Annotated in this window: 15 protein-coding genes and 1 tRNA gene; 8 read left to right on the top strand and 8 right to left on the bottom strand. The window is 64.2% G+C overall.

Features of this window, described 5'->3' with window-relative positions:
- Window positions 1-100 precede the first annotated feature (100 nt).
- The 3 genes from NKI05_RS23965 (at window position 101) to NKI05_RS23955 (ending at window position 2,950) form a co-directional block, all read left to right on the top strand.
- Entirely contained in the window at window positions 101-922 is an 822-nt protein-coding gene (locus NKI05_RS23965) for a hypothetical protein (protein WP_023816107.1), read from the top strand.
- Window positions 923-1,058: 136 nt separating this feature from the next.
- Entirely contained in the window at window positions 1,059-1,577 is a 519-nt protein-coding gene (locus NKI05_RS23960; protein ID WP_023816106.1) for a GNAT family N-acetyltransferase, read from the top strand.
- The gene (locus NKI05_RS23955) at window positions 1,577-2,950 is read left to right on the top strand and encodes a hypothetical protein (RefSeq protein ID WP_031205723.1); all 1,374 of its coding nucleotides are present in this window, start codon (window positions 1,577-1,579) and stop codon (window positions 2,948-2,950) included. The genes NKI05_RS23960 and NKI05_RS23955 overlap by 1 nt, the downstream gene beginning before the upstream one ends.
- Window positions 2,951-2,970: 20 nt before the next feature.
- Here NKI05_RS23955 and NKI05_RS23950 read toward each other — a convergent pair whose 3' ends face one another.
- The 3 genes from NKI05_RS23950 to NKI05_RS23940 all read right to left on the bottom strand — a co-directional run bounded on the left by NKI05_RS23950 (window position 2,971) and on the right by NKI05_RS23940 (window position 7,309).
- On the bottom strand, window positions 2,971-4,734 hold the full coding sequence (locus NKI05_RS23950) for an adenylate/guanylate cyclase domain-containing protein (protein WP_023816104.1): 1,764 nt from the start codon (window positions 4,732-4,734) through the stop codon (window positions 2,971-2,973).
- Between the two features lie 149 nt (window positions 4,735-4,883).
- Window positions 4,884-7,106 carry an SAM-dependent methyltransferase gene (locus NKI05_RS23945; protein ID WP_023816103.1) on the bottom strand — a complete coding sequence of 741 codons (2,223 nt, stop codon included), beginning with the start codon at window positions 7,104-7,106 and terminating at the stop codon, window positions 4,884-4,886.
- Window positions 7,107-7,234: 128 nt separating this feature from the next.
- Window positions 7,235-7,309, bottom strand: a tRNA-Gly gene (locus tag NKI05_RS23940).
- A 218-nt stretch (window positions 7,310-7,527) separates the two neighbouring features.
- Between NKI05_RS23940 and NKI05_RS23935 the strand changes: the two genes are divergently transcribed.
- The 4 genes from NKI05_RS23935 to NKI05_RS23920 all read left to right on the top strand — a co-directional run bounded on the left by NKI05_RS23935 (window position 7,528) and on the right by NKI05_RS23920 (window position 10,168).
- Window positions 7,528-8,025, top strand: coding sequence for a prolyl-tRNA synthetase associated domain-containing protein (locus NKI05_RS23935; RefSeq protein ID WP_023710270.1), 498 nt, complete (start codon window positions 7,528-7,530; stop codon window positions 8,023-8,025).
- A gap of 80 nt (window positions 8,026-8,105) precedes the next feature.
- Complete coding sequence (gene trxA, locus NKI05_RS23930; protein ID WP_023816102.1) at window positions 8,106-9,113, top strand: thioredoxin; 1,008 nt, start codon at window positions 8,106-8,108, stop codon at window positions 9,111-9,113.
- A 110-nt stretch (window positions 9,114-9,223) separates the two neighbouring features.
- Complete coding sequence (locus NKI05_RS23925) at window positions 9,224-9,895, top strand: LON peptidase substrate-binding domain-containing protein (protein ID WP_023816101.1); 672 nt, start codon at window positions 9,224-9,226, stop codon at window positions 9,893-9,895.
- Between the two features lie 30 nt (window positions 9,896-9,925).
- A complete protein-coding gene (locus tag NKI05_RS23920; protein ID WP_023816100.1) occupies window positions 9,926-10,168 on the top strand; it encodes a Trm112 family protein in 243 nt (80 codons plus the stop codon).
- A 120-nt stretch (window positions 10,169-10,288) separates the two neighbouring features.
- On the opposite strand, the gene NKI05_RS23915 is transcribed toward NKI05_RS23920, so the two are convergent.
- Genes NKI05_RS23915 through NKI05_RS23905 form a run of 3 tightly spaced genes read right to left on the bottom strand, consistent with a single transcriptional unit; the run spans window position 10,289 to window position 16,030 of the window.
- The gene (locus NKI05_RS23915) at window positions 10,289-13,561 is read right to left on the bottom strand and encodes an error-prone DNA polymerase (protein ID WP_352793291.1); all 3,273 of its coding nucleotides are present in this window, start codon (window positions 13,559-13,561) and stop codon (window positions 10,289-10,291) included.
- A complete protein-coding gene (locus tag NKI05_RS23910) occupies window positions 13,558-15,036 on the bottom strand; it encodes a DUF6504 family protein (protein ID WP_023816098.1) in 1,479 nt (492 codons plus the stop codon). Before NKI05_RS23910 ends, NKI05_RS23915 begins: the two co-directional genes overlap by 4 nt.
- The gene (locus NKI05_RS23905; protein WP_352513583.1) at window positions 14,978-16,030 is read right to left on the bottom strand and encodes an ImuA family protein; all 1,053 of its coding nucleotides are present in this window, start codon (window positions 16,028-16,030) and stop codon (window positions 14,978-14,980) included. Before NKI05_RS23905 ends, NKI05_RS23910 begins: the two co-directional genes overlap by 59 nt.
- 228 nt (window positions 16,031-16,258) lie before the next feature.
- Here NKI05_RS23905 and NKI05_RS23900 point away from each other — a divergent pair, with 228 nt between their 5' ends.
- The gene (locus tag NKI05_RS23900; protein ID WP_023699282.1) at window positions 16,259-16,681 is read left to right on the top strand and encodes a metallopeptidase family protein; all 423 of its coding nucleotides are present in this window, start codon (window positions 16,259-16,261) and stop codon (window positions 16,679-16,681) included.
- Window positions 16,682-16,956: 275 nt separating this feature from the next.
- Here NKI05_RS23900 and NKI05_RS23895 read toward each other — a convergent pair whose 3' ends face one another.
- Both NKI05_RS23895 and NKI05_RS23890 read right to left on the bottom strand, forming a co-directional pair.
- Window positions 16,957-17,163, bottom strand: coding sequence for a DUF1737 domain-containing protein (locus NKI05_RS23895; protein ID WP_023673921.1), 207 nt, complete (start codon window positions 17,161-17,163; stop codon window positions 16,957-16,959).
- A 39-nt stretch (window positions 17,164-17,202) separates the two neighbouring features.
- On the bottom strand, window positions 17,203-18,084 hold the full coding sequence (locus tag NKI05_RS23890) for an HpcH/HpaI aldolase/citrate lyase family protein (RefSeq protein ID WP_023816096.1): 882 nt from the start codon (window positions 18,082-18,084) through the stop codon (window positions 17,203-17,205).
- Window positions 18,085-18,281 lie beyond the last annotated feature (197 nt).

Genomic DNA, 18,281 nt, shown 5'->3' with positions numbered 1-18,281 from the left:
ACGGCCATTCGAATGGACAAGCCTGGTGACAGGTCAATTTCCATTTGTTGAATTCCAAACTATGATAGCCCATGGGGCATTCATCTCTGGGGTTTTCTCCATGCCGACACGCGACAACCCGCCATTTCCGGCGGCCCTGCGCCTTTTCTCGGCGGGGGTCATCATCGTCCTGATCGTCGGGGCCGGCCTGTTTTTCGCGCCCGGGCTGGTCAAGCCGCGCTGGCCCTGGGCCGTCACGCCGTTCAATGCCCGCTTCCTCGGCGGCTTCTACACCGCCGAAATGGCAGTGATGGCGGCGCTGCTGGTCTGGAATCGCTGGTCGCCCGGCAGGCTCGTGCTGGTCATGGCCTTCATCTTCACCGTCATCGTGTCGGCGGCTTCGTTCATCAATCTCGGTTATTTCAACTTCGAGCGCAAAGCCCCCTGGCTCTGGTTTCTGGTCTATCTTGCGTCAGCCGCGGTATCCGGGCTGTTCCTGTGGCGGGCAAGGGCCCGCCCTTCTGCAAAAGGCGTGATCTTGAACCCCGCATGGCGCGCCTACCTACCGGTGGAAATGACGATCCTCGGGGCCTACGGCGTCGGCCTGTTGCTGTTTCCCCTGACATTCGGTGGCTTCTGGCCATGGCCGATCGATGCCTTCCACGCCCAGGTCTACAGCGCCATCTTCCTCGCGGGTGCAGGCGGCACCTATCTCGTCTGGAGAAGTGCGCCGCGTGAGGAATTGCTGGTGCTCGGCTTGGCGCAGTTTCTGGTTGGCCTGCTTGCCGTCCTTGGCCTCGTCATCACCGACGCCGCCGTGCACCGGATCGACTGGACGGCGGCCGGGACATTGTGCTGGCTTGCCCTTTTCGGCTGGATCGGCATCAGCGGTATCCTCAAGCTCTGCGCCGCCCCCCGGCATTTTGCCCCGCAATCGGCATAGGTCTCAGAGACGGCTGGATTTTCAGGTGACGTCCGGTGCATCGTGCCGGGCATATTGCCTCTGTCCTTTGTTCTGACGCAATTCCGGACGGAAAACCGCTCACACTTTTCCTGGAATTGCTGTAGCCGGAAAAGCCATGACCAGCACGCCACCCCTAGAGAAAATCCAGCCGCAGCTCCGGGCCGTCCGCCCAAGCGATGCCGAGGCGCTTTGCGCTATCTTCAATATGCCGGGCTTCCGCTGGGGCACGCTCAGGATGCCGTTCGAGATGGTGGAGCAGGTGGAGCGGCGCATCGCCAAGTCCGGCCCGGAAACCACCTGGATCGTTGCCGAGTTGGACGGCAAGGTTGTCGGCCATGGCAGCCTGATCGCACAGGGTTCGCCGCGCCGCTCGCATATCGGCGAGATCAATATCGGCCTCGACGATGGCTTTGTCGGCAGGGGCATCGGCTCTGCCATCCTTGGCGCGCTGCTTGACGTGGCCGACAATTGGCGCGCCCTGAAGCGGGTCGAATTAAGCGTCTATGCCGACAACGAACCGGCCATCCGTCTCTACACAAGCCACGGCTTCGAGGTCGAGGGACGGCATGTGAAGGCCGGTTTTACCGACGGGCAGTACCACGACCTCCTGAGCATGGCCCGGCTGCGGTTCTGATGACCACCGTCCCTGCCCTTGCCCCTCCGGTGGACATTTTGGCTGTGCTGTCGCTGCTCTGCCCGGAGGTCGTGCGTGACATCGAGCAGAACTGGAATGCGCCGGTTTCCGATTATGCCCGCCATCTGTGGCGGCCGGTGGCAAGGCCTGCATCGGCCCCGTCGATCGCTGCCCGCTCGATCCTGCGCGACGTCCTGCAGCAGCGCCTCGGTGCGATCATGCAGCCCGAAGCGATCGACAAGGCCCTCGACGAATTCGACCACAGACCGGTTATCCAGTCCGGCCTGCACTGCCTGCTTCTGATGGATCGCATCACCTTCGATGCCCTGCTGCTTGCCTGGCTCGGCGCGGTCGAAAACGGGCTGTCGGCTTTTTTCGGCTTCATGGGAACGACCATGACCATGGAGACAACCGGCCGGGAGGGGCCGGGATGGCTGGATGTCGGCGACGACAAGGTCAATTTGTTTGGCATGGGCCGCCACAAACTGTGCCGCAAAAGCGCCTGCGCGGCCGGTCCCGTCGCCCTCAACGGGCGCGCGCTCGAAACGGTGGGCAATGAGACGGATGCCAGAAGCTGGCTCGGCACGCTGCTTGCCAGCCAGGACAAGGTATTTGCAACAGCCGCCGATGCGCTGACAGAACTCAACGAGCATCTGGTCGCCGATTGGGATCGTTCCGGCATGGCTCGGCCGGTTTTCGTCGATGATAGGCTGGCCGCGACTGTCGTTTCGCGGCATCTGGAAGATGAAGGCAGCCTTCTTTCCAGGCTGCTCCTCGAGCCCGCAAGGCGCCGGCGTCTCGACCATGCCTTGCAAGAAGCCGCATCGGGCCCATTTGGCAGGTTCCTGCCCAATGCCACGGCCTATTTCTGGGGCATCCGCGAGCAGCGCGTGCGCAAGCTCGTCCTCGAGAACGGGCGGCTGATCGAGCCTGACAGGCCGCATGGTCTTTCCATCCCGTTCGAGCGGCCGCATCTCCAGCAGGCACTGCTGGACGGCATGCTTTTGCCGGACTTGTTCCTGATGTTCCTTGCCCTTGCCATATTGCCGCGCGTGCGGGTTGTGGGCGGCCTGAGACAGATTGGCTATGTCGCGCTTTTTCACTCGATCCTGCTGGCTACGCTTGATGAAAACGCGCCAGAAGAGCGCGATCTGGCCGCCGAGCTGCAGGTTCGGGAAAATGCCTGGGGCATGCGGGTCATCGATGAACAAATCTCGGTCCGCGAGCAGCTTGCCGGACTGCCGGAAGGGGCGCTGTTCCCGGACCTGCTGCGGCAATACCGGTTGCGGACATTTGCCGAGACGACCGATGACCTGAAACCGGTTCGCGAAAACGCCCGATGGCGCAAGATCGGCCGGGCCTCAGGCCTCTGACCCGGCCGGGCTTTAGCCCGTCATTGCACCACGCCGGCCTTGCGGAGCCCCTCGACCATGAGTTCGAAATCGGCAGGGTTCTTGTAAGGCAAGACCTTGCGACGGTGTTCCAGCGAATAGGCGGGATTGACGCGAAGCAGGTCCTGCCATGCCGCATGGGCCTCCTCCAGACGGCCCAGATGGCCGTAGCATGCCGCCAGAAGCGCGCGCGAGAGGTCGGTGACAGCGTTGCGAGCCAGCCGTTGCAGCAAGAGGTCGACCGCCTCTTCGTACCTTCCCAGTTGAAACGATGCCAAAGCCTGGAAGTGCAGAAGCACATCCGGGAAGTATGGATTCAAGGTCTTTCCCCGGGCGAAACTCTCTAGCGCCTCCGCGGGTCTACCCGAATAATACAGCGCCTCGCCGCGGGCGACGTGCGCTTCGGCGAAGTTCGGATTGAGGGCTATCGCGCGCTCCACCTCGCCGATGGCCTCATCGTGCCGTCGTGTGTAAAGCTTGGCCGATGCCAGCGCCCAGTGCGCCCAGGGATCGCTGTCATCCAGCGTTACCGCTCGCGTTGCTGCCTCTTCCGCTTGCGCCATCGAGTCCGACGCACCCCACCTGTTGAGGTAATCGAGCCCGTACGTGAGGGCTAGGAAAGCGTGGGCAGAGGCAAATTTCGGGTCCAGTTCGATGGCCCGCTGCAAGAGCTCGCGGGCCGCGACGTTCGTGTCCTTCGTCAGCCGGTGCCACAGCTCCCGGCCCCGCAGGAAACAGTCATACGCCTCCGGGTTGCGCTGGTGTTCGGGCGCCAGCCGCAGACGGTCATCCTCGGTCAGATTGAGCGCCAGCGCACCGACGATGTGCTGCGTCACGTCATCCTGCACGGCGAATATGTCGGTCAGATCGCGATCGAACCGCTCCGCCCAAAGATGGCCGCCTGAGATTGCATCGATGAGCTGCGCGGTGATGCGTACCTTGTTCCCCGACTTGCGTACGCTGCCTTCAAGGACATAGCGCACGCCGAGCTTCGTGCCGACATCCTGCACATGGACGTTCTGGCCCTTGAAGATGAACGACGAATTGCGAGCGATGACGAAGAGCTGTGACAGTTTGGACAGCGCCGTGATGATGTCTTCGGAGATGCCGTCGGCGAAGTAGTCCTGTTCGGCATCACCGCTCATATTGGCGAACGGCAGCACGGCGATCGACAGTTTCGGCGGCGCTGCCGCAGCCGGAGGGCTCGTCGGGGTTTGCGAGGTCGCGGCCACCTTGGCCCCGGCGCCGACCTGCAGCGAATACACCCGGATCGGCTCGGCGATGTTCTTGAGCTGTGTGCTGCCGAGATCGCTGACCGAGAGGTCAAGCCTGGCCTTGACCTGGCGATAGGCATCCTCGGACAGGCAGATGGCGCCGGGCGCCGCAACGCCCTCCAGACGCGAGGCGATGTTGACGCCGTCACCCATCAGGTCGCCATCGTTCTCTTCGACCACGTCGCCCAGATGGATGCCGATCCTGAACTCGATGCGGCGCTCCTGCGGTACGCCGGCATTGCGCTCAACCATACCGTTTTGAATCTCAACGGCGCAGCGCACGGCATCCACCACACTGCGAAACTCAACCAGCGCCCCATCTCCGGTACGCTTGATAACCCGCCCGTGGTGCACTGCAATGATCGGATCGATCAGGTCGCTGCGCAGTGCCCGCAACCGCGCCAAGGTACGATCTTCGTCCGCGCTCGCGAGCCGGCTGTATCCGACCACATCTGCAGCCAGGATTGCGGCCAGCTTACGGTTCTCGCTCATGGGTCGCCTCCTCATCTCCATCATAGCAGGAAGACGGCGGGACGAGGGAATTTTCGCAAATCACGGCCACGCAGCCGCGCTACCGGCAGCGCTCTGACACCAGCCCACGCGGATGCCCATTTGCGCTGCCGCACCGACCAGTTCGGCGTTTATCCGAGCACGGCCTCCACAGTGGCGACAAAGTCATCGAGCGAGCGGTCGCCGCGAATCTCGATGCGCGGAAGGTCGATGAGATCGCTATCGAGGTCCGCCGGCCCGTGCCTGCGGCCGAAGCCTACTCGATAGCCGCACTCCCTGGCCAGCCGGCCAAGCCGTCGGTCGGTGACGGAGAAGGGTGCCGCGAACGCCGTGGTTGGACGGCCGGTCCAGCGTTCGATGAACAGACGAGAGCGCAGGAGCTCAGCGGCCAGGTCAGCGCTCGACAGACCATCGATGGCGCGATGCGTCGCCATGTGGCTGCCGAAGAAGGCGCCTTCGGCAGCGAGGCGTCGCACCGTCCCGGCGCCCATAAGCGGCGTCGGCGGACCGATGTCGGTGTCCCACTTTGCACTTTCGCCCACCAGGTCCGTCACCAAGAACACTTCCGCGGTCAGGTCGTTGGCGCGCAAGATCGGCCAGGCATGGTCGGCGAAGTTCTGGAAGCCGTCATCGAAGGTGATGAGCACCGGGCGGCCGACGAAAGGCTGACGGTTGGTGATGAACTGCTCCAACTGCTCGGAGCCAATGGCGTAAAAGCCATTGGCGCGCAGCCATGCCATCTGGCTGGCGAATGCGGCGGGCGTGAGCCGAAAGCGAGCGAGCGCGGCCGGACCTCCATCGGCAACGCCGTGATACATGAGGACAGGGATATGCCGGCGCTGCTCGTTACGTGCGACGTCGCGGCGCAAGGCTCGCGCTCCACCCCAGACGATATTTCGCGCGACGCCGATTTCGATCGGCGCGCGGATCGGCACATGAGCAATCACCGGTTCCGTCGCCACATCGTCCGACGACAGGCGGCGGAAGCGATCTATGCGGTAGAGCTCGGTCTGGATCGATTGCTCGAGGACGAGGCCTTCGGTCGCCGCCAGCGTCTCGGAGATCGACTGGGCACCGAATGTGTTCCAGTCGAAGCCCGTCTTTTCGACATTGTCACGCAACACGAATGCGTGTGCGCTGATGAAGCTGCCGCCAGGCGCCAACGCCTCGGCGAATTTCCTGGCGATGCGCCGTAGCTCGGCGAGGTCATCCAAGTAGTAGAGCACTTCCGAACAGACGATCAGATCCATCTCACCCGGCAGCGTGTCGGCAGCGAAATCGAGTACGCCGAACTCGACATTCGGCTGATCGTTGCATCGGGCGCGGGCTCGCTCGACGGCTATGGCGGAAATGTCGGTTGCGGCCAGATGGCTCACACGCGGAGCCAGCTGCCGCGTGAAGTGGCCCTCCGCGCAGGCCAGTTCAAGCGCCCGCCCGATGGGACCGGGAGGCAGGATTTCGAGCTGGCGCTCGTATTTCTCCTGCTCATAGGACGAACCGTAGTTCCACGGATCCTCGGTCGCGAAATAGCTGTTCCAGAACGCCGTGCGATCCTTGTCGTGCTTGTCCGCGACCCGTGCGCGGCGCGGCGCAACAGGCTCTGACGGTTCAGCGCTCGACCGAACCAGGTCATGCGCCTGTGCGGCCAATTGCGCGAGTTTGCCGAAGTGGCTGTCCTGATCGGGCTCGCTTCCCGCCATGGCAAACGATGCCTCGGCTGCAGGCGTGTTTGACGTGGTCGCGCCGGCGCCCTTTTGCGGTGCAGGCGATCCTCCCGCAAGCCGCTCAGCAGGCACTACATCCAGGATCAATTCAATCCAATGATCGCTTGTCACCGTCCCGAGTGCACCGAACTGCACTACAGCCTCGATCCGGCCATCCAGCATCAGATGGGCATAGATCTGATCGATGCCTTCCGGCAGTTCGGTCGCGGTCGGGTTGCGAGCGTCGACGCGAATTCCGAGCGTTCGCGCCAGCCTGCGCGGCGTGGCAAGATCGTCGGATTCGAGAAGCATTTGCTCAAGCTGGTACTGGACGCGGCGAGCTGCTGCGGGATTGTCCCAGATCTTGCCGAGTTCGATGATCAACGCGGTGGTTGCGCTGCCGAACCTCGCCCATCCGGCAGCCAATTGCGCCGGCACCGACAGGCTTCCTGCCATGAGGCCATCGAAGATTACCTTGGCAATCTCATGCGCCCACTTGCGTCCCGCCGGGAGTGCGCGCAGGGGCTGCGGGTCGATCAAGCGCGAGCCTGAGCCGCATTCGGACGCGGCGTTCCGCAACGCCAGCCAAGCAAGCGCTTCGGATGCGGTGCCGCCTTTCGCCGAAATTGAACCCGAGGGATTGTGCGCCACGCCGTCTTACCTGCGCCTGGTTCTGAGGGAGAACAAGTGTCCCGCAACGCGCTTACATCGCCGGTCTGGAAAAAGCAAAAGGCGCCCCGAAAGGCGCCTCTTCATCGCTTGATTCCCCTAGAGGAAACTGGAGCGGGTGAAGCGATTCGAACGCTCGACCCCAACCTTGGCAAGGTTGTGCTCTACCCCTGAGCTACACCCGCTCACACGGCCCTCGGGGCCGCAAGCCGGGCCTATATGGCTGAAGAGCGCGGCGATTGCAACAAGGAAATGACGGGCTTTTTAGCCGCGCCAAATTCGCCTGGCCGAACCTTGTCGGCCACGCGGGTGGTTCATCGACTTCCCGCATGACGGTCTTGTCTCGGCGGCATCATTGGCCGTAAACGGCTTTGCCGCGCGCCGATACAGGGGAAGACCACCAATGCCGAAGACCGAAGCCGAGCTTTTCGCCTTTCTTGCCGATCTCGGCATATCAGTGTCGACCGTGCGCCATCCGCCGCTCTATACGGTGGCCGATTCGCAGTCGCTGCGCGGCGAGATACCGGGCGGGCACACGAAAAATCTGTTTCTCAAGGACAAGAAGGACAATTTCTTCCTGGTCAGCGTCGGCGAGGAGGCGGTGGTCGACCTGAAGCAGATCCACACGATCATCGGCGCCGCCGGCCGGGTGTCGTTCGGCAAGCCGGAGATGCTGATGGAGCTGCTCGGTGTCATTCCGGGCGCGGTCACCGTGTTCGGGCTGATCAACGACACCGAAAGACGGGTCAAGGTGGTGCTCGACCAGGATTTGATGGCACATGCGACAGTCAACGCGCATCCGCTGACCAATGAGGCGACGACGTCGATCGCGTCCGCCGACCTCATCAGATTCGTCGAGGCAACCGGACATGATGCTGCTATCTTGAAAGTCTCGGCTTGATCGCCACATGGATGGCGAAAACTGACCTCTAGTTAAGGACGTCGCGCTGCTCCGCTGGGCGCGACCGGAAGGGCGACGAGATGAGCGACAACAACAATCCGTTTGGCGGCCAATTCGGCGGCAATTCGGGCCAATACACCACTTCCGTGCGATATGGCGGCGCCGAGCCGGCCAAGTCGGCACTTGGCCCGACACCCGGCGCAGCACCTGCCGCTGGTGAGCTGATCAAGGACACCACGACCGCCACTTTCGCCGCCGACGTCATCCAGGAATCGCGCAAACAGCCGGTACTGGTCGATTTCTGGGCGCCGTGGTGCGGGCCCTGCAAGCAGCTCACGCCGCTTCTGGAAAAGGCGATCAAGGCCGCCGGCGGCAAGGTCAAGCTGGTCAAGATGAACATTGACGATCATCCCTCGATCGCCGGCCAGCTCGGCATCCAATCGATCCCGGCGGTCATCGCCTTCAAGGACGGCCAGCCTGTCGACGGCTTCATGGGCGCCATCCCCGAGAGCCAGATTGCCGAGTTCATCACCAAGGTCGGCGGCAAGGGCAATGGCGCGCCGCCCGTCGCCGAAGCACTGGCCGCGGCGGCGGAAGCGCATGCGGCGGGCGATGCGCAGACCGCAGCCGACATTTACGACGCCATCCTGGCGCAGGCGCCGGAGACGATCGAGGCGATTGCCGGGCTGGGCGAGCTTCTGTTCGAGGCCGGCGACAGCGACGGCGCCGAGGCGCTGCTGGCAACGGCGCCGGAGGCCAAGAAGAATGCGCCGGCACTTGCCGCGCTGCGTGCCAAGATGACGCTGGCTGCGGAAGCGGCAGCACTTGGCAATCCAGCTGAATTCGAGCAGCGACTGGCCGCCAATCCCGGCGACCACCAGGCGCGTTTCGACCTCGCCATGATCCAGAACGCCAAGGGCGAGCGCCATGCGGCGGCCGACAATCTTCTGGCGATTATAAAAGCCGACCGGACGTGGAACGAGGACGGCGCCAGGGCGCAGCTGCTGAAACTGTTCGAGGCCTGGGGCATGACCGACGAGGCGACGCTGGCGGCACGGCGCAAATTGTCGTCGCTGCTGTTTTCCTGAGCCGTTTGCCGGCCAAATTGCCGGGGCGTGGCTGTCGGGCCTTGCGGTCGGCGGCCGCCGCGCCAGATTAGGCCGATAACATCGCGCGCGAGCGGGTCGGAGGAGTGAAGGTGCAGGTCGGAAACGCATTTTACCGGGTCGGCAAGGATCTGCCGGCAACCATTCCGGTGTTTCCGCTTGCCGGCGCGCTGCTGCTGCCGGGCGGGCGCATGCCGCTCAACATTTTCGAGCCGCGCTATCTGCAGATGGTGGATGAGGCGATCGCCGGCGCGCGGCTGATCGGCATCGTCCAGCCCAGCCTCAATGGCGCGTTGCGCGCCGACGGCGAGCCGGAACTGTGCAATGTCGGCTGCGCCGGGCGCATCATCTCGATGGCCGAGAGCGGCGACGGCCGATATCTGATTTCGCTGCAGGGCGTCTGCCGTTTCCGCATCACCAGCGAATTGCCGGTGAAGACGCCGTTCCGGCAATGCAAGCTGGCGCCGTTCCTCACCGATCTCGCCGAAGACCAGGCGGCAAGCGAGATCGACCGGCCGGCGCTGTTGAAAGCGTTTCGCGCCTATCTGCAGGCCAACGATCTCGAAGCCGATTGGGAAAGCGTCAGCCGCGCCGAGAATACCATGCTGGTCAATGCGCTGTCGATGATGTCGCCCTACGGACCGGCCGAGAAACAGGCGCTGCTGGAGGCGCCCGACCTGAAAGCCCGCGCGGAGACGCTGATCGCGATCACCGAAATGGCGCTGGCGCGCGAGAATGAGGACTTTGGTTCCAGCCTGCAATAAGGGCTGAGCCGATGGCTGAAGGGGGATCCAATGGCTGCGGATGGGCGTGACGGCAAGTCGGTCAATGTCGATCCAAAATTGCTGGAGCTGCTGGCCTGCCCGCTGACCAAGGGGCCGCTGGCCTGGGACCCGGTGCGCGGCGAGTTGATCTCGCGGGCTGCCAAGCTCGCTTATCCCGTGCGCGACGGCATCCCGATCATGCTGCCCTCGGAGGCGCGGACTATTTCGGCGGAAGACGTGCTGTCGCCGCCGCGATTGGGTGGGCCGGGCTGAAGGGCCAGGGGTGGTTCAAACGGACCTCAGCCTAAGAAGCCATTCTGTTGGCGATCCTTCGCGCCCCCCTCTGCCCTTGCCGGCATTAATGTCATGGGCTCCCGACCGCCCTGCACTTGCCTACTGAAAATTCCGCCCCTTGGGCATGACCCTTTCAGCTTTGTCCGAGAGGGTGGCAATGTCGGGCCGGGCAGCCGGCGTCATCTCTTCCAGCAGCACCGTCAGCCACGGCGTCAAATCCTCGATCTTCTCGGCGACGATGTGGATGACGTCGGATTCCGACTGCAGCTTGCCGGTGACCTTGACGAAGCGCGCGCCCATGACGATGGGCCGGAAACGGGTAAAGGTCCGCTCCCAGAAAATGACGTTGGCGACGGCCTTGTCGTCTTCCAGCGTCAGGAAGATCGCATTGCCCTTGCCGGGCCGCTGCCGCACCAGCACCAGGCCGGCGACCGAGACCCGCCTGCCGTCGCGCACCGAGCCGAGATTGGCATTGGGAATGACGCCGGCGCGGTCGAGCCGCTCGCGCAGGAAGGCGACCGGATGCGCCTTCAGCGACAGGCCGAGCGCGCGGTAGTCGTGGATGACGTGCTCGCCGAGCGGCATTGTCGGCAGTTTTGTCTCGGGCTCGAGTTCGCGCAGCCGGATCGCCGGCTGGTCGAACAGCGGCAGCCGTTCGGCGGCGCTCTTGCCATCCAGCGCGCGCACCGCCCACAAGGCTTCACGACGGTCGAGGCCGAGCGAGCGGAAGGCGTCAGCCTGCGCCAGTCTTTCGATTTCGCCGACATCGAGGCCCGAGCGCAGCCAGACATCCCTGACGCTTGTATAGCCGGCGCCGCGCCGCGCGGTGAAAGCTTCCATACGCTTCTCGGCCAAGCCCTTGATCTGACGGAAGCCAAGCCGGACGGCGCACCGGGTCTTGATGACACCGCGCATTTCGGCATGGCGCGCAAGGATGCGGCCCGGATCGAATTGGGCTTTCTCCAGGGTGCAGTCCCAGTCGGAAAAATTGACGTCGACGTCGCGGATATCGACGCCATGGTCGCGCGCGTCGCGCACCAGCTGGGCCGGCTGGTAAAACCCCATCGGCTGCGAATTCAGGATCGCGGCGCAGAACACGTCGGGATAAAAGGTCTTGAACCAGCAGGAGGCATAGACGAGCAAAGCGAAGGAGGCGGCGTGGCTTTCGGGAAAGCCGTATTCGCCGAAGCCTTCGATCTGCTTGAAGCAGCGCTCGGCGAAGTCCTTGGTGTATCCCTTGCCGACCATGCCGTCGATCATGCGCTGGCGGTAATTGCCGATGGTGCCGGTGCGCTTGAAGGTGGCCATGGCGCGGCGTAGTTCGTCCGCCTCGCCCGGCCTGAAGCCGCCGGCGACGATGGCGATCTTCATCGCCTGTTCCTGGAACAACGGCACGCCCAGCGTCTTGCCCAGGATTTCTTCCAGTTCCGGCTTGGGGTACTCAGGCATTTCCTTTTTCTGCCGGCGGCGCAGATAGGGATGCACCATATCACCCTGGATCGGACCGGGCCGCACGATCGCCACCTCGATGACCAGGTCGTAGAATTCGCGCGGGCGTAGACGCGGCAGCATAGACATCTGCGCGCGCGATTCGATCTGGAAGACGCCGAGCGTGTCGGCGCGGCAGATCATGTCGTACACGTCGTTCTCTTCCGGCGGCAGGGTGGCCAGCACATAGGGTCGGCCGTAATCATCCCGGGCCTTCGGATAATGGTCGGTGAGCAAGGTGAAGGCGCGCTTCAGGCAGGTCAGCATGCCGAGCGCCAGAATATCGACCTTCAGGATCTTCACCGCGTCGAGATCGTCCTTATCCCACTCGACCATCTTGCGCTCGTCCATTGCCGTCTTGACGATGGGGACGATCTCGTCGAGCCGGTCGCGGGTAATGACGAAGCCGCCGACATGCTGCGACAGATGCCGGGGAAAGCCCATGATCTCGTTGGCGTGGGCGATCACGTGACGGGTCGAGGTCTCGTTGCTGTCGAGGCCGCCGGCATGCGCCTCCTTCTCGCCGAGCTCCGAGGTCGACCAGCCCCAGATCGAACTGGAGAGCGCAATGCGGACATCGTCCGACAGGCCCATGGCCTTGGCCACCTCGCGCAGCGCCGAGCGGCCGCGATAGCTGATGACGGCGGCAGCCAGCGCGGTGCGCTTGGCGCTGTATTTGGAGTAGATGTACTGGATCACCTCCTCACGCCGCTCATGCTCGAAATCGACGTCGATGTCGGGCGGCTCGTTGCGCTCCTCGGAAATGAAGCGCTCGAACAACGTGTCGATGCGTTCGGGGCCGACCTCGGTGATGCCAATGCAGTAGCAGACGATCGAGTTGGCGGCCGAGCCTCTGCCCTGGCACAGAATGCCCTCATTGCGGGCGAACTGGACGATGTCGTAAACGGTCAGGAAATAGCGCGCATAATTCAGACGCTCGATCAGAGCGAGCTCCTCACTGATGCGCTGCAAGACGGAAGCGGGGACGCCCGCCGGATAGCGCGTGGCGGCCCCCTCCCTGGCCAGACGCTCTAGCTCGGCCTGCGGCCCAAGCCCTGATTGCGTCGGCTCGTCGGGATAATTGTACTGGAGGTCGCTGAGCGAGAAGGTCAGTTCGCCGGCAAAGCGCAGCGTCTCGGCCAGCGCCCGTGGATGGCGGCGGAAGAGACGGGCCATTTCCAGCGGCGGCTTCAGATGGCGCTCGGCGTTGGCCGTCAGCTCCAGCCCGACCTCGGCGACCGGCAAATTGAGGCGGATGGCGGTGAGCACATCTTGCAGCGAGCGGCGCTCGGCGCTGTGATAAAGCACGTCGTTGGTCGCCATCAGCGGCACGCCGGCGATGTCCGCCATGCCCGCCGCCTGCTCGATGCGGAAACGGTCATTGCCGCGATAATCCGGCGCCATGCCTAGCCGCAAATTAGCGCCGAAACGGTCTTTCAGTTGACGGACCAATGCCAGGGGATCGTCGGCATTCGCCGAGAGATCCGGCAGCACCGCCAGCGACAGCAGGTCGCCCCATTCGAGCAGGTCGCTGCGCTGGAGAAGGGTCGCGCCCTTCTCGTTTTCATCGCGCAAATTGGCTTGCGTCAGCATGCGGCAGAGATGGCCCCAGCCCTTGCGGTTCTGCGGATAGGCGAGAATGTCCGGCGTGCCGTCGCCGAACACCAGGCGGCAACCGGGGTGATAGGCGAGCTTCTCGACCTTGGCCTGCTGCCAGGCGCGCACGACGCCGGCCACCGTGTTGCGGTCTGCCAGTCCGATCGAGGAAAAGCCGAGGAATTTGGCCGCCACCACCAGCTCCTCCGGCTTGGAGGCGCCGCGCAGGAAGGAGAAGTTCGACTGGATGCCGAATTCCGCATAGGGGATGACGGTCAGCGCGTTCATGCGAAGACCCCATGCATGAACCAGCGCGGCGGCACCTGCGGGTTGCCATAGAGGCCTTGCCGGTAGAGCCAGTAGCGGCGGCCGTCGGCATCCTCGATCCGGAAATAGTCACGCGTCGATGTGAGCGGATCGCTTGACGTTTCACGCCACCATTCCGGCGCGATGCGTTCCGGCCCCTCGGCGCGCGCGACCCGGTAGAGCGCGCGGCGCCAGCGGAAATTCATCGGCGGACCCTCAGGCATTTCGGTGGCCGGCACCTCGATCGGCTCGGGCGAACGGAACAGCCGGATCGGCCGTTCCGGCGGGAAGATGGTTGCGCGCGGCGCGTCTTTCGAGCCCGGCTTCCTGAGCGGTGTTTTGCGTTGTGGCGCTTCCGAGAACGGGATGGTGGCGATGGCGCGCTCCGGCAGATGGCTCTCGAGGGCGACCGGTTTCAGCACCGCACTGTCGCCGAGCCTGGCGCGGATGCGGTCGGCAAAGAGTGCCATGTCGGCGCCGTCATCCTCGGTCTCGCCGGTCAAATCGGCCTGCTGCATGTCGAAGCCGGCGGCCGCCAGCACCGAAAGCCGCACCAGGTCGAAGCCGTAGCCGGCATCGATGTCCTGTTCGAGCGCGGCCAGCCGCTCATGGAACAGGCGCTGGATAAGCTTGGGTTCGCGCAACGGTCGCGAGGTACCGACAGCGATGCGGCTGACGGCGCCGTCGACGCGAAACAAAAGCAGCGCCAGCATCCTTGCGCCCTCGCCGCGGCGTTCGAGATCGGCCTTCAGCGTCACCGCCAGCAAGAGCACCAGCCGTTCGATCTCGGCGGTCAGCACGACCGGCTCGGCCAGGTGGCGTTCGACCGAAAGCGGGGCCACGGGCAGGCGCGGCGATACCGCCTCGTCGAGGCGGCCGAGCGCCTGGTCGAGCCGCAACAGCAAGGTCGCGCCGAAGCGACGGGCGAGCGGCGCGCGCGGCGCTGCCATGACCGCGCCGGCGGTCCGCAGGCCGACGCTTTCCAAGCTGGCGCGGATATCGGCCTCGATGCGCAGTGCCGCCAGCGGCAAGGGGGCGAGCAGCGCTTCCTCCTCGCCGGAGACAACGATGCGGTTGCCGCAGAAGCGCGCCGCCGCCCAGGCTGCACCCGGCGTCGCGGCCAACCCTGCGCGGACATCGAAACCCTGCTGGAAAAACCGCGCAAGGATGTCGTCCAGCATGGCGCGCTCGCCGCCGAACAGATGCGTGCAGCCGGTGACGTCGAGATAAAGGCCATCAGTACCGTCGAGCGCCACCAGCGGCGTATAGCGATCGCACCAGTCGGCGAGGCCTTCGAGCAGCCGGCGATCGGCGTCCGGATCGGCCTCGACGATGTCGATCGAGGGATGCATGGCGCGCGCATCGGCAATGCCCATGCCAGGCTTCAGATGCAGCGCCTCAGCCCGCTCGTCGAGGGCCGATATGCGCTGGGCGTTGCGGTCGCGATGGCTGATCACGAGCGGTGGGTGAGATGGCGGCAGATGATCCGAAGGCCGGGAACGCCACGACCGTCCCAGGCGCTGGCGCAGGATCCGTTCTGCCGCCAGATGCGGGAACCACAGCGACAGAATTCTCTGCCCGTTTTTCGCGGGGCTTTCTTTCTTCGAATGCGTGTTCATCGGGGTTCCACTCCAGTGTGAATTGTCCAGGCAGAGCGGTGCGGCTCTTGCCGATGCTGACGGTGAAGGCAGGCCGGCCGATCGAGCCGGCGAGCGACCCGGCGATCGTCCGGCGGCTCGCCGCTGGTGCAGCCGACACGATGAGGCGCACCGGGGCGGCGGTCGGCTCGGCTTCGCCGGCCTGGCGCAGCAGGAACACCGGCCGGCCGGCGTTTTGGGCGCGCGCGTGCAGCCGGCGCGTCGCGGTGAGGTCGAGCCGCTGCGGGCTGCCACGGATTTCGAGGATGATTGCGGCGAGCGCCGTCATCTTCGCGGCCTCCTCGGCTACCCACAGCGCATCGGTGAGTTTCGGCGCCTCGGAAAACAGCAATTGCTCCGGGGCGATACCGAACATGCCCTGCAATCCCCTGGCATAGGGAAAGCCGGCCTCGCGAAAAATCTCCGATGTGCCGATCCACAGCACGGGCAAGGGCTGGCCCCTGAGGATCAGGCTGACCAGCGACAGCACAAAGCCGGCGACGGCCCCGGCATTGCGGGTCTCAAGGCCATGGATTTCGTTCAAGGCGGCTTTCGGCAGGCCGCCGCTCAGCGCCGCATCGAGGCGCTCGACGCCGGTGGCCAGGAAAGCATCCGGCGAAGCCACGGCAAGCCCGCGGCGGATGATGGTGACATCGGCATTAGGTTCGGGCGCACCGCCGATAGCGCTGTCAGGGCACGCACGAGGTCGCTCGCCGGCCGGCACGGCCAGGCGCTCGGGCAGCGTTCCCTCGATCTTCGCGATCTGGCGGCGCAGGGCAAAAACAGTCTCCCGCGCCACGGCTGATGTCGCCATGACGGTCAATTTCTCTCATAATTGTTCCTGTTATGTTCCTATAGATTCCAGAGGGTGCCGAAAGAGTCAAGCGGAGTCAGAAGGAATTTATTCCTTGATCAAAGGTAGCGAGCCAACCTTAGGCTTTGGTCGCAGTCATTCGGTGCAAAGAAACAGTCATTGGCCAGGGACCCGTCCATTTGCCGAGTCCGGAGGGAAAGCCTATATGCCGGGATCAAAGGACAAAGCATGGCCCGCATCTACAAGACCCGCACCTGGCACGACGAACTCTCGCCCTCGATCGAGGAGATGGAGTTTCTGGCGCTGGAGGCTTACGCGCATCTGCCCGACGATTTCCGCAAGCTGACCGGCGAGATCGTCATCATGATCGCCGAATTCCCGACCGACGAGATCATGGACGATCTGTCGCTGGAGACGCCGTTCGACCTGCTTGGCCTGTTCGAGGGCCGCGGCATCGCCGAGCGCTGGAACCCGCAGACCGGCGAGGGCCCGAACCGCATCACCCTCTACCGCCGCGCCATCCTCGACTACTGGGCCGAGAACGAAGAGACGCTGGGCGACATCGTCACCCATGTGCTGATCCACGAGATCGGTCACCATTTCGGCCTGTCGGACGATGATATGGAAAAGCTCGAAGAGGCGGCGGAATAGCCCCCGCCTTTGTCATCCCAGGGCGAAGCAGGAGCGAAGCTCCGTCGCGAAGACCCTGGGATCCATGCCGTGACGGCGGTGCAGGTGCCGCGGTGCAGGAAAGCAAGCGGTTCTGCGAACAGCACAGATCCGCAGTAACGAGCGCCGGCACAAGCGTCATCTGATCCGCTGCACTCTAGGGCAAACGGCACGGCATGGATCCTAGGGTCTGCGTCGCGTCGCTTCGCTCCTTGCTTCGCCCTAGGATGACGAAGACGCGGAGGTTGACGCCTTCCCTACCAATCACTCAGCTTCGTATCCGGCCCGTATTCCTGGCCGTCGATATCCTTCACCACCGCCTGGCCGCAGCGCATCGATTTGGTCTTCTTGTCGTAGGCGTAGGTCGGCGAGCCGTACAGGTGCCAGCCCTTGTTCAGCGCCGCGGTCACCTTGTGGCAGAAGGTTGAATCGTCGGGGGCGGACAAAAAGCGGTAAAGTCTCATGGGTCAGGTCCTGTCGTGAGTTCGTCTTTTCGGGGCGGATCATGCGCCGATGGCGGCGGCCTTCGCCAGCAGTTTCTCGGCTTGCACCAGGTGCAGCCGTTCGACCATCCTGCCATCCAGCGCAATCACGCCCTTGCCGGCATTTTCGGGCAAGGCGAAAGCCTCTTTCACCGCGTGCGCCTCGGCCAAGGCTTCGGGCGCGGGCGCAAAGGCGCGGTTGGCGATTTCGATCTGGGCGGGGTGGATCAGCGTCTTGCCGTCGAAGCCCATGGCGGCGGCTTCCGTGCATTCGCGCGCAAACGCGTCGAGGTCGCGAAAATCGTTGGAGACGCCGTCGAGCATGTCGATGCCGCCGGCTCGCGCCGCCAGCACCATCTGCATCAGCCAAGGCACGAGGTAGCGCCGATCAGGCGTCGCCAGAATGCCGGTTTCCTTGACCAGATCGTTCGTTCCGGCAACGAAACAATTTAGCCGCGAAGCGCGATCGCGGCCGAGTTCGGCAATGGCGCCGATATTGAGCATGGCTTTGGGCGTCTCGATCATCGCCCAGAGCTTGACGCTGTCGGGGGCAAAATTATCGTCGAGCACGTCGCCGACTTCGAGGATGTCACGCGGCGTGGCGACCTTGGACAACAGGATGCCGTCGGGCTCGAATTTCGCCGCGGCCAGCAAATCGTCGTTGCCCCATTCGCTGGACAGCGCGTTGACGCGCACGATCATCTCGCAGCGGCGTTTCGGTCGGCTGGCGAAAATGCCGGCCAGTTTGTCCCGCGCGGCGATCTTGTCTGAGGGCGCGACGGCGTCTTCGAGGTCGATGATCACGGCATCGCAGGCCAGCGTCGCGATCCTGGCCAGCGCCTTGTCGTTGGAGGCGGGGACGTAAAGCACCGAGCGGCGCGGGCGGTAAGGTTCGCTTGTCATGGCCGATCTATGCCGCGTGGGGGCGGGTGAGGCAAGCGTCCGACCGGTACCTGATGACGAGCCAACTGCGAAAGCTTGCGCTGCCCGCCCGTCCCGCAGCAGTTGCGGAAGGGGGGCCTTTCCTCTCCCCCGTCGATCGGGGGAGAGGTGTCGAGGGAAGCTCGACGGGGGGGGGGTCGCCCCAAGCGCGCCGGAGT

It is taken from the genome of Mesorhizobium sp. M0771 (assembly GCF_040320155.1).
Classification (GTDB): Bacteria; Pseudomonadota; Alphaproteobacteria; order Rhizobiales; family Rhizobiaceae; genus Mesorhizobium.
Note: the sequence above shows the minus strand (reverse complement) of the source record. Positions and strands in the feature narration are given on the sequence as shown.

Coding starts and splice junctions, on each gene's coding strand:
- NKI05_RS23965 (WP_023816107.1), top strand. CDS start 101: ATGCCGACACGCGACAACCCGCCATTTCCGGCGGCCCTGCGCCTTTTC.
- NKI05_RS23960 (WP_023816106.1), top strand. CDS start 1,059: ATGACCAGCACGCCACCCCTAGAGAAAATCCAGCCGCAGCTCCGGGCC.
- NKI05_RS23955 (WP_031205723.1), top strand. CDS start 1,577: ATGACCACCGTCCCTGCCCTTGCCCCTCCGGTGGACATTTTGGCTGTG.
- NKI05_RS23950 (WP_023816104.1), bottom strand. CDS start 4,734: ATGAGCGAGAACCGTAAGCTGGCCGCAATCCTGGCTGCAGATGTGGTC.
- NKI05_RS23935 (WP_023710270.1), top strand. CDS start 7,528: ATGCCGAAGACCGAAGCCGAGCTTTTCGCCTTTCTTGCCGATCTCGGC.
- trxA (WP_023816102.1), top strand. CDS start 8,106: ATGAGCGACAACAACAATCCGTTTGGCGGCCAATTCGGCGGCAATTCG.
- NKI05_RS23920 (WP_023816100.1), top strand. CDS start 9,926: ATGGCTGCGGATGGGCGTGACGGCAAGTCGGTCAATGTCGATCCAAAA.
- NKI05_RS23915 (WP_352793291.1), bottom strand. CDS start 13,561: ATGAACGCGCTGACCGTCATCCCCTATGCGGAATTCGGCATCCAGTCG.
- NKI05_RS23905 (WP_352513583.1), bottom strand. CDS start 16,030: ATGGCGACATCAGCCGTGGCGCGGGAGACTGTTTTTGCCCTGCGCCGC.
- NKI05_RS23900 (WP_023699282.1), top strand. CDS start 16,259: ATGGCCCGCATCTACAAGACCCGCACCTGGCACGACGAACTCTCGCCC.
- NKI05_RS23895 (WP_023673921.1), bottom strand. CDS start 17,163: ATGAGACTTTACCGCTTTTTGTCCGCCCCCGACGATTCAACCTTCTGC.
- NKI05_RS23890 (WP_023816096.1), bottom strand. CDS start 18,084: ATGACAAGCGAACCTTACCGCCCGCGCCGCTCGGTGCTTTACGTCCCC.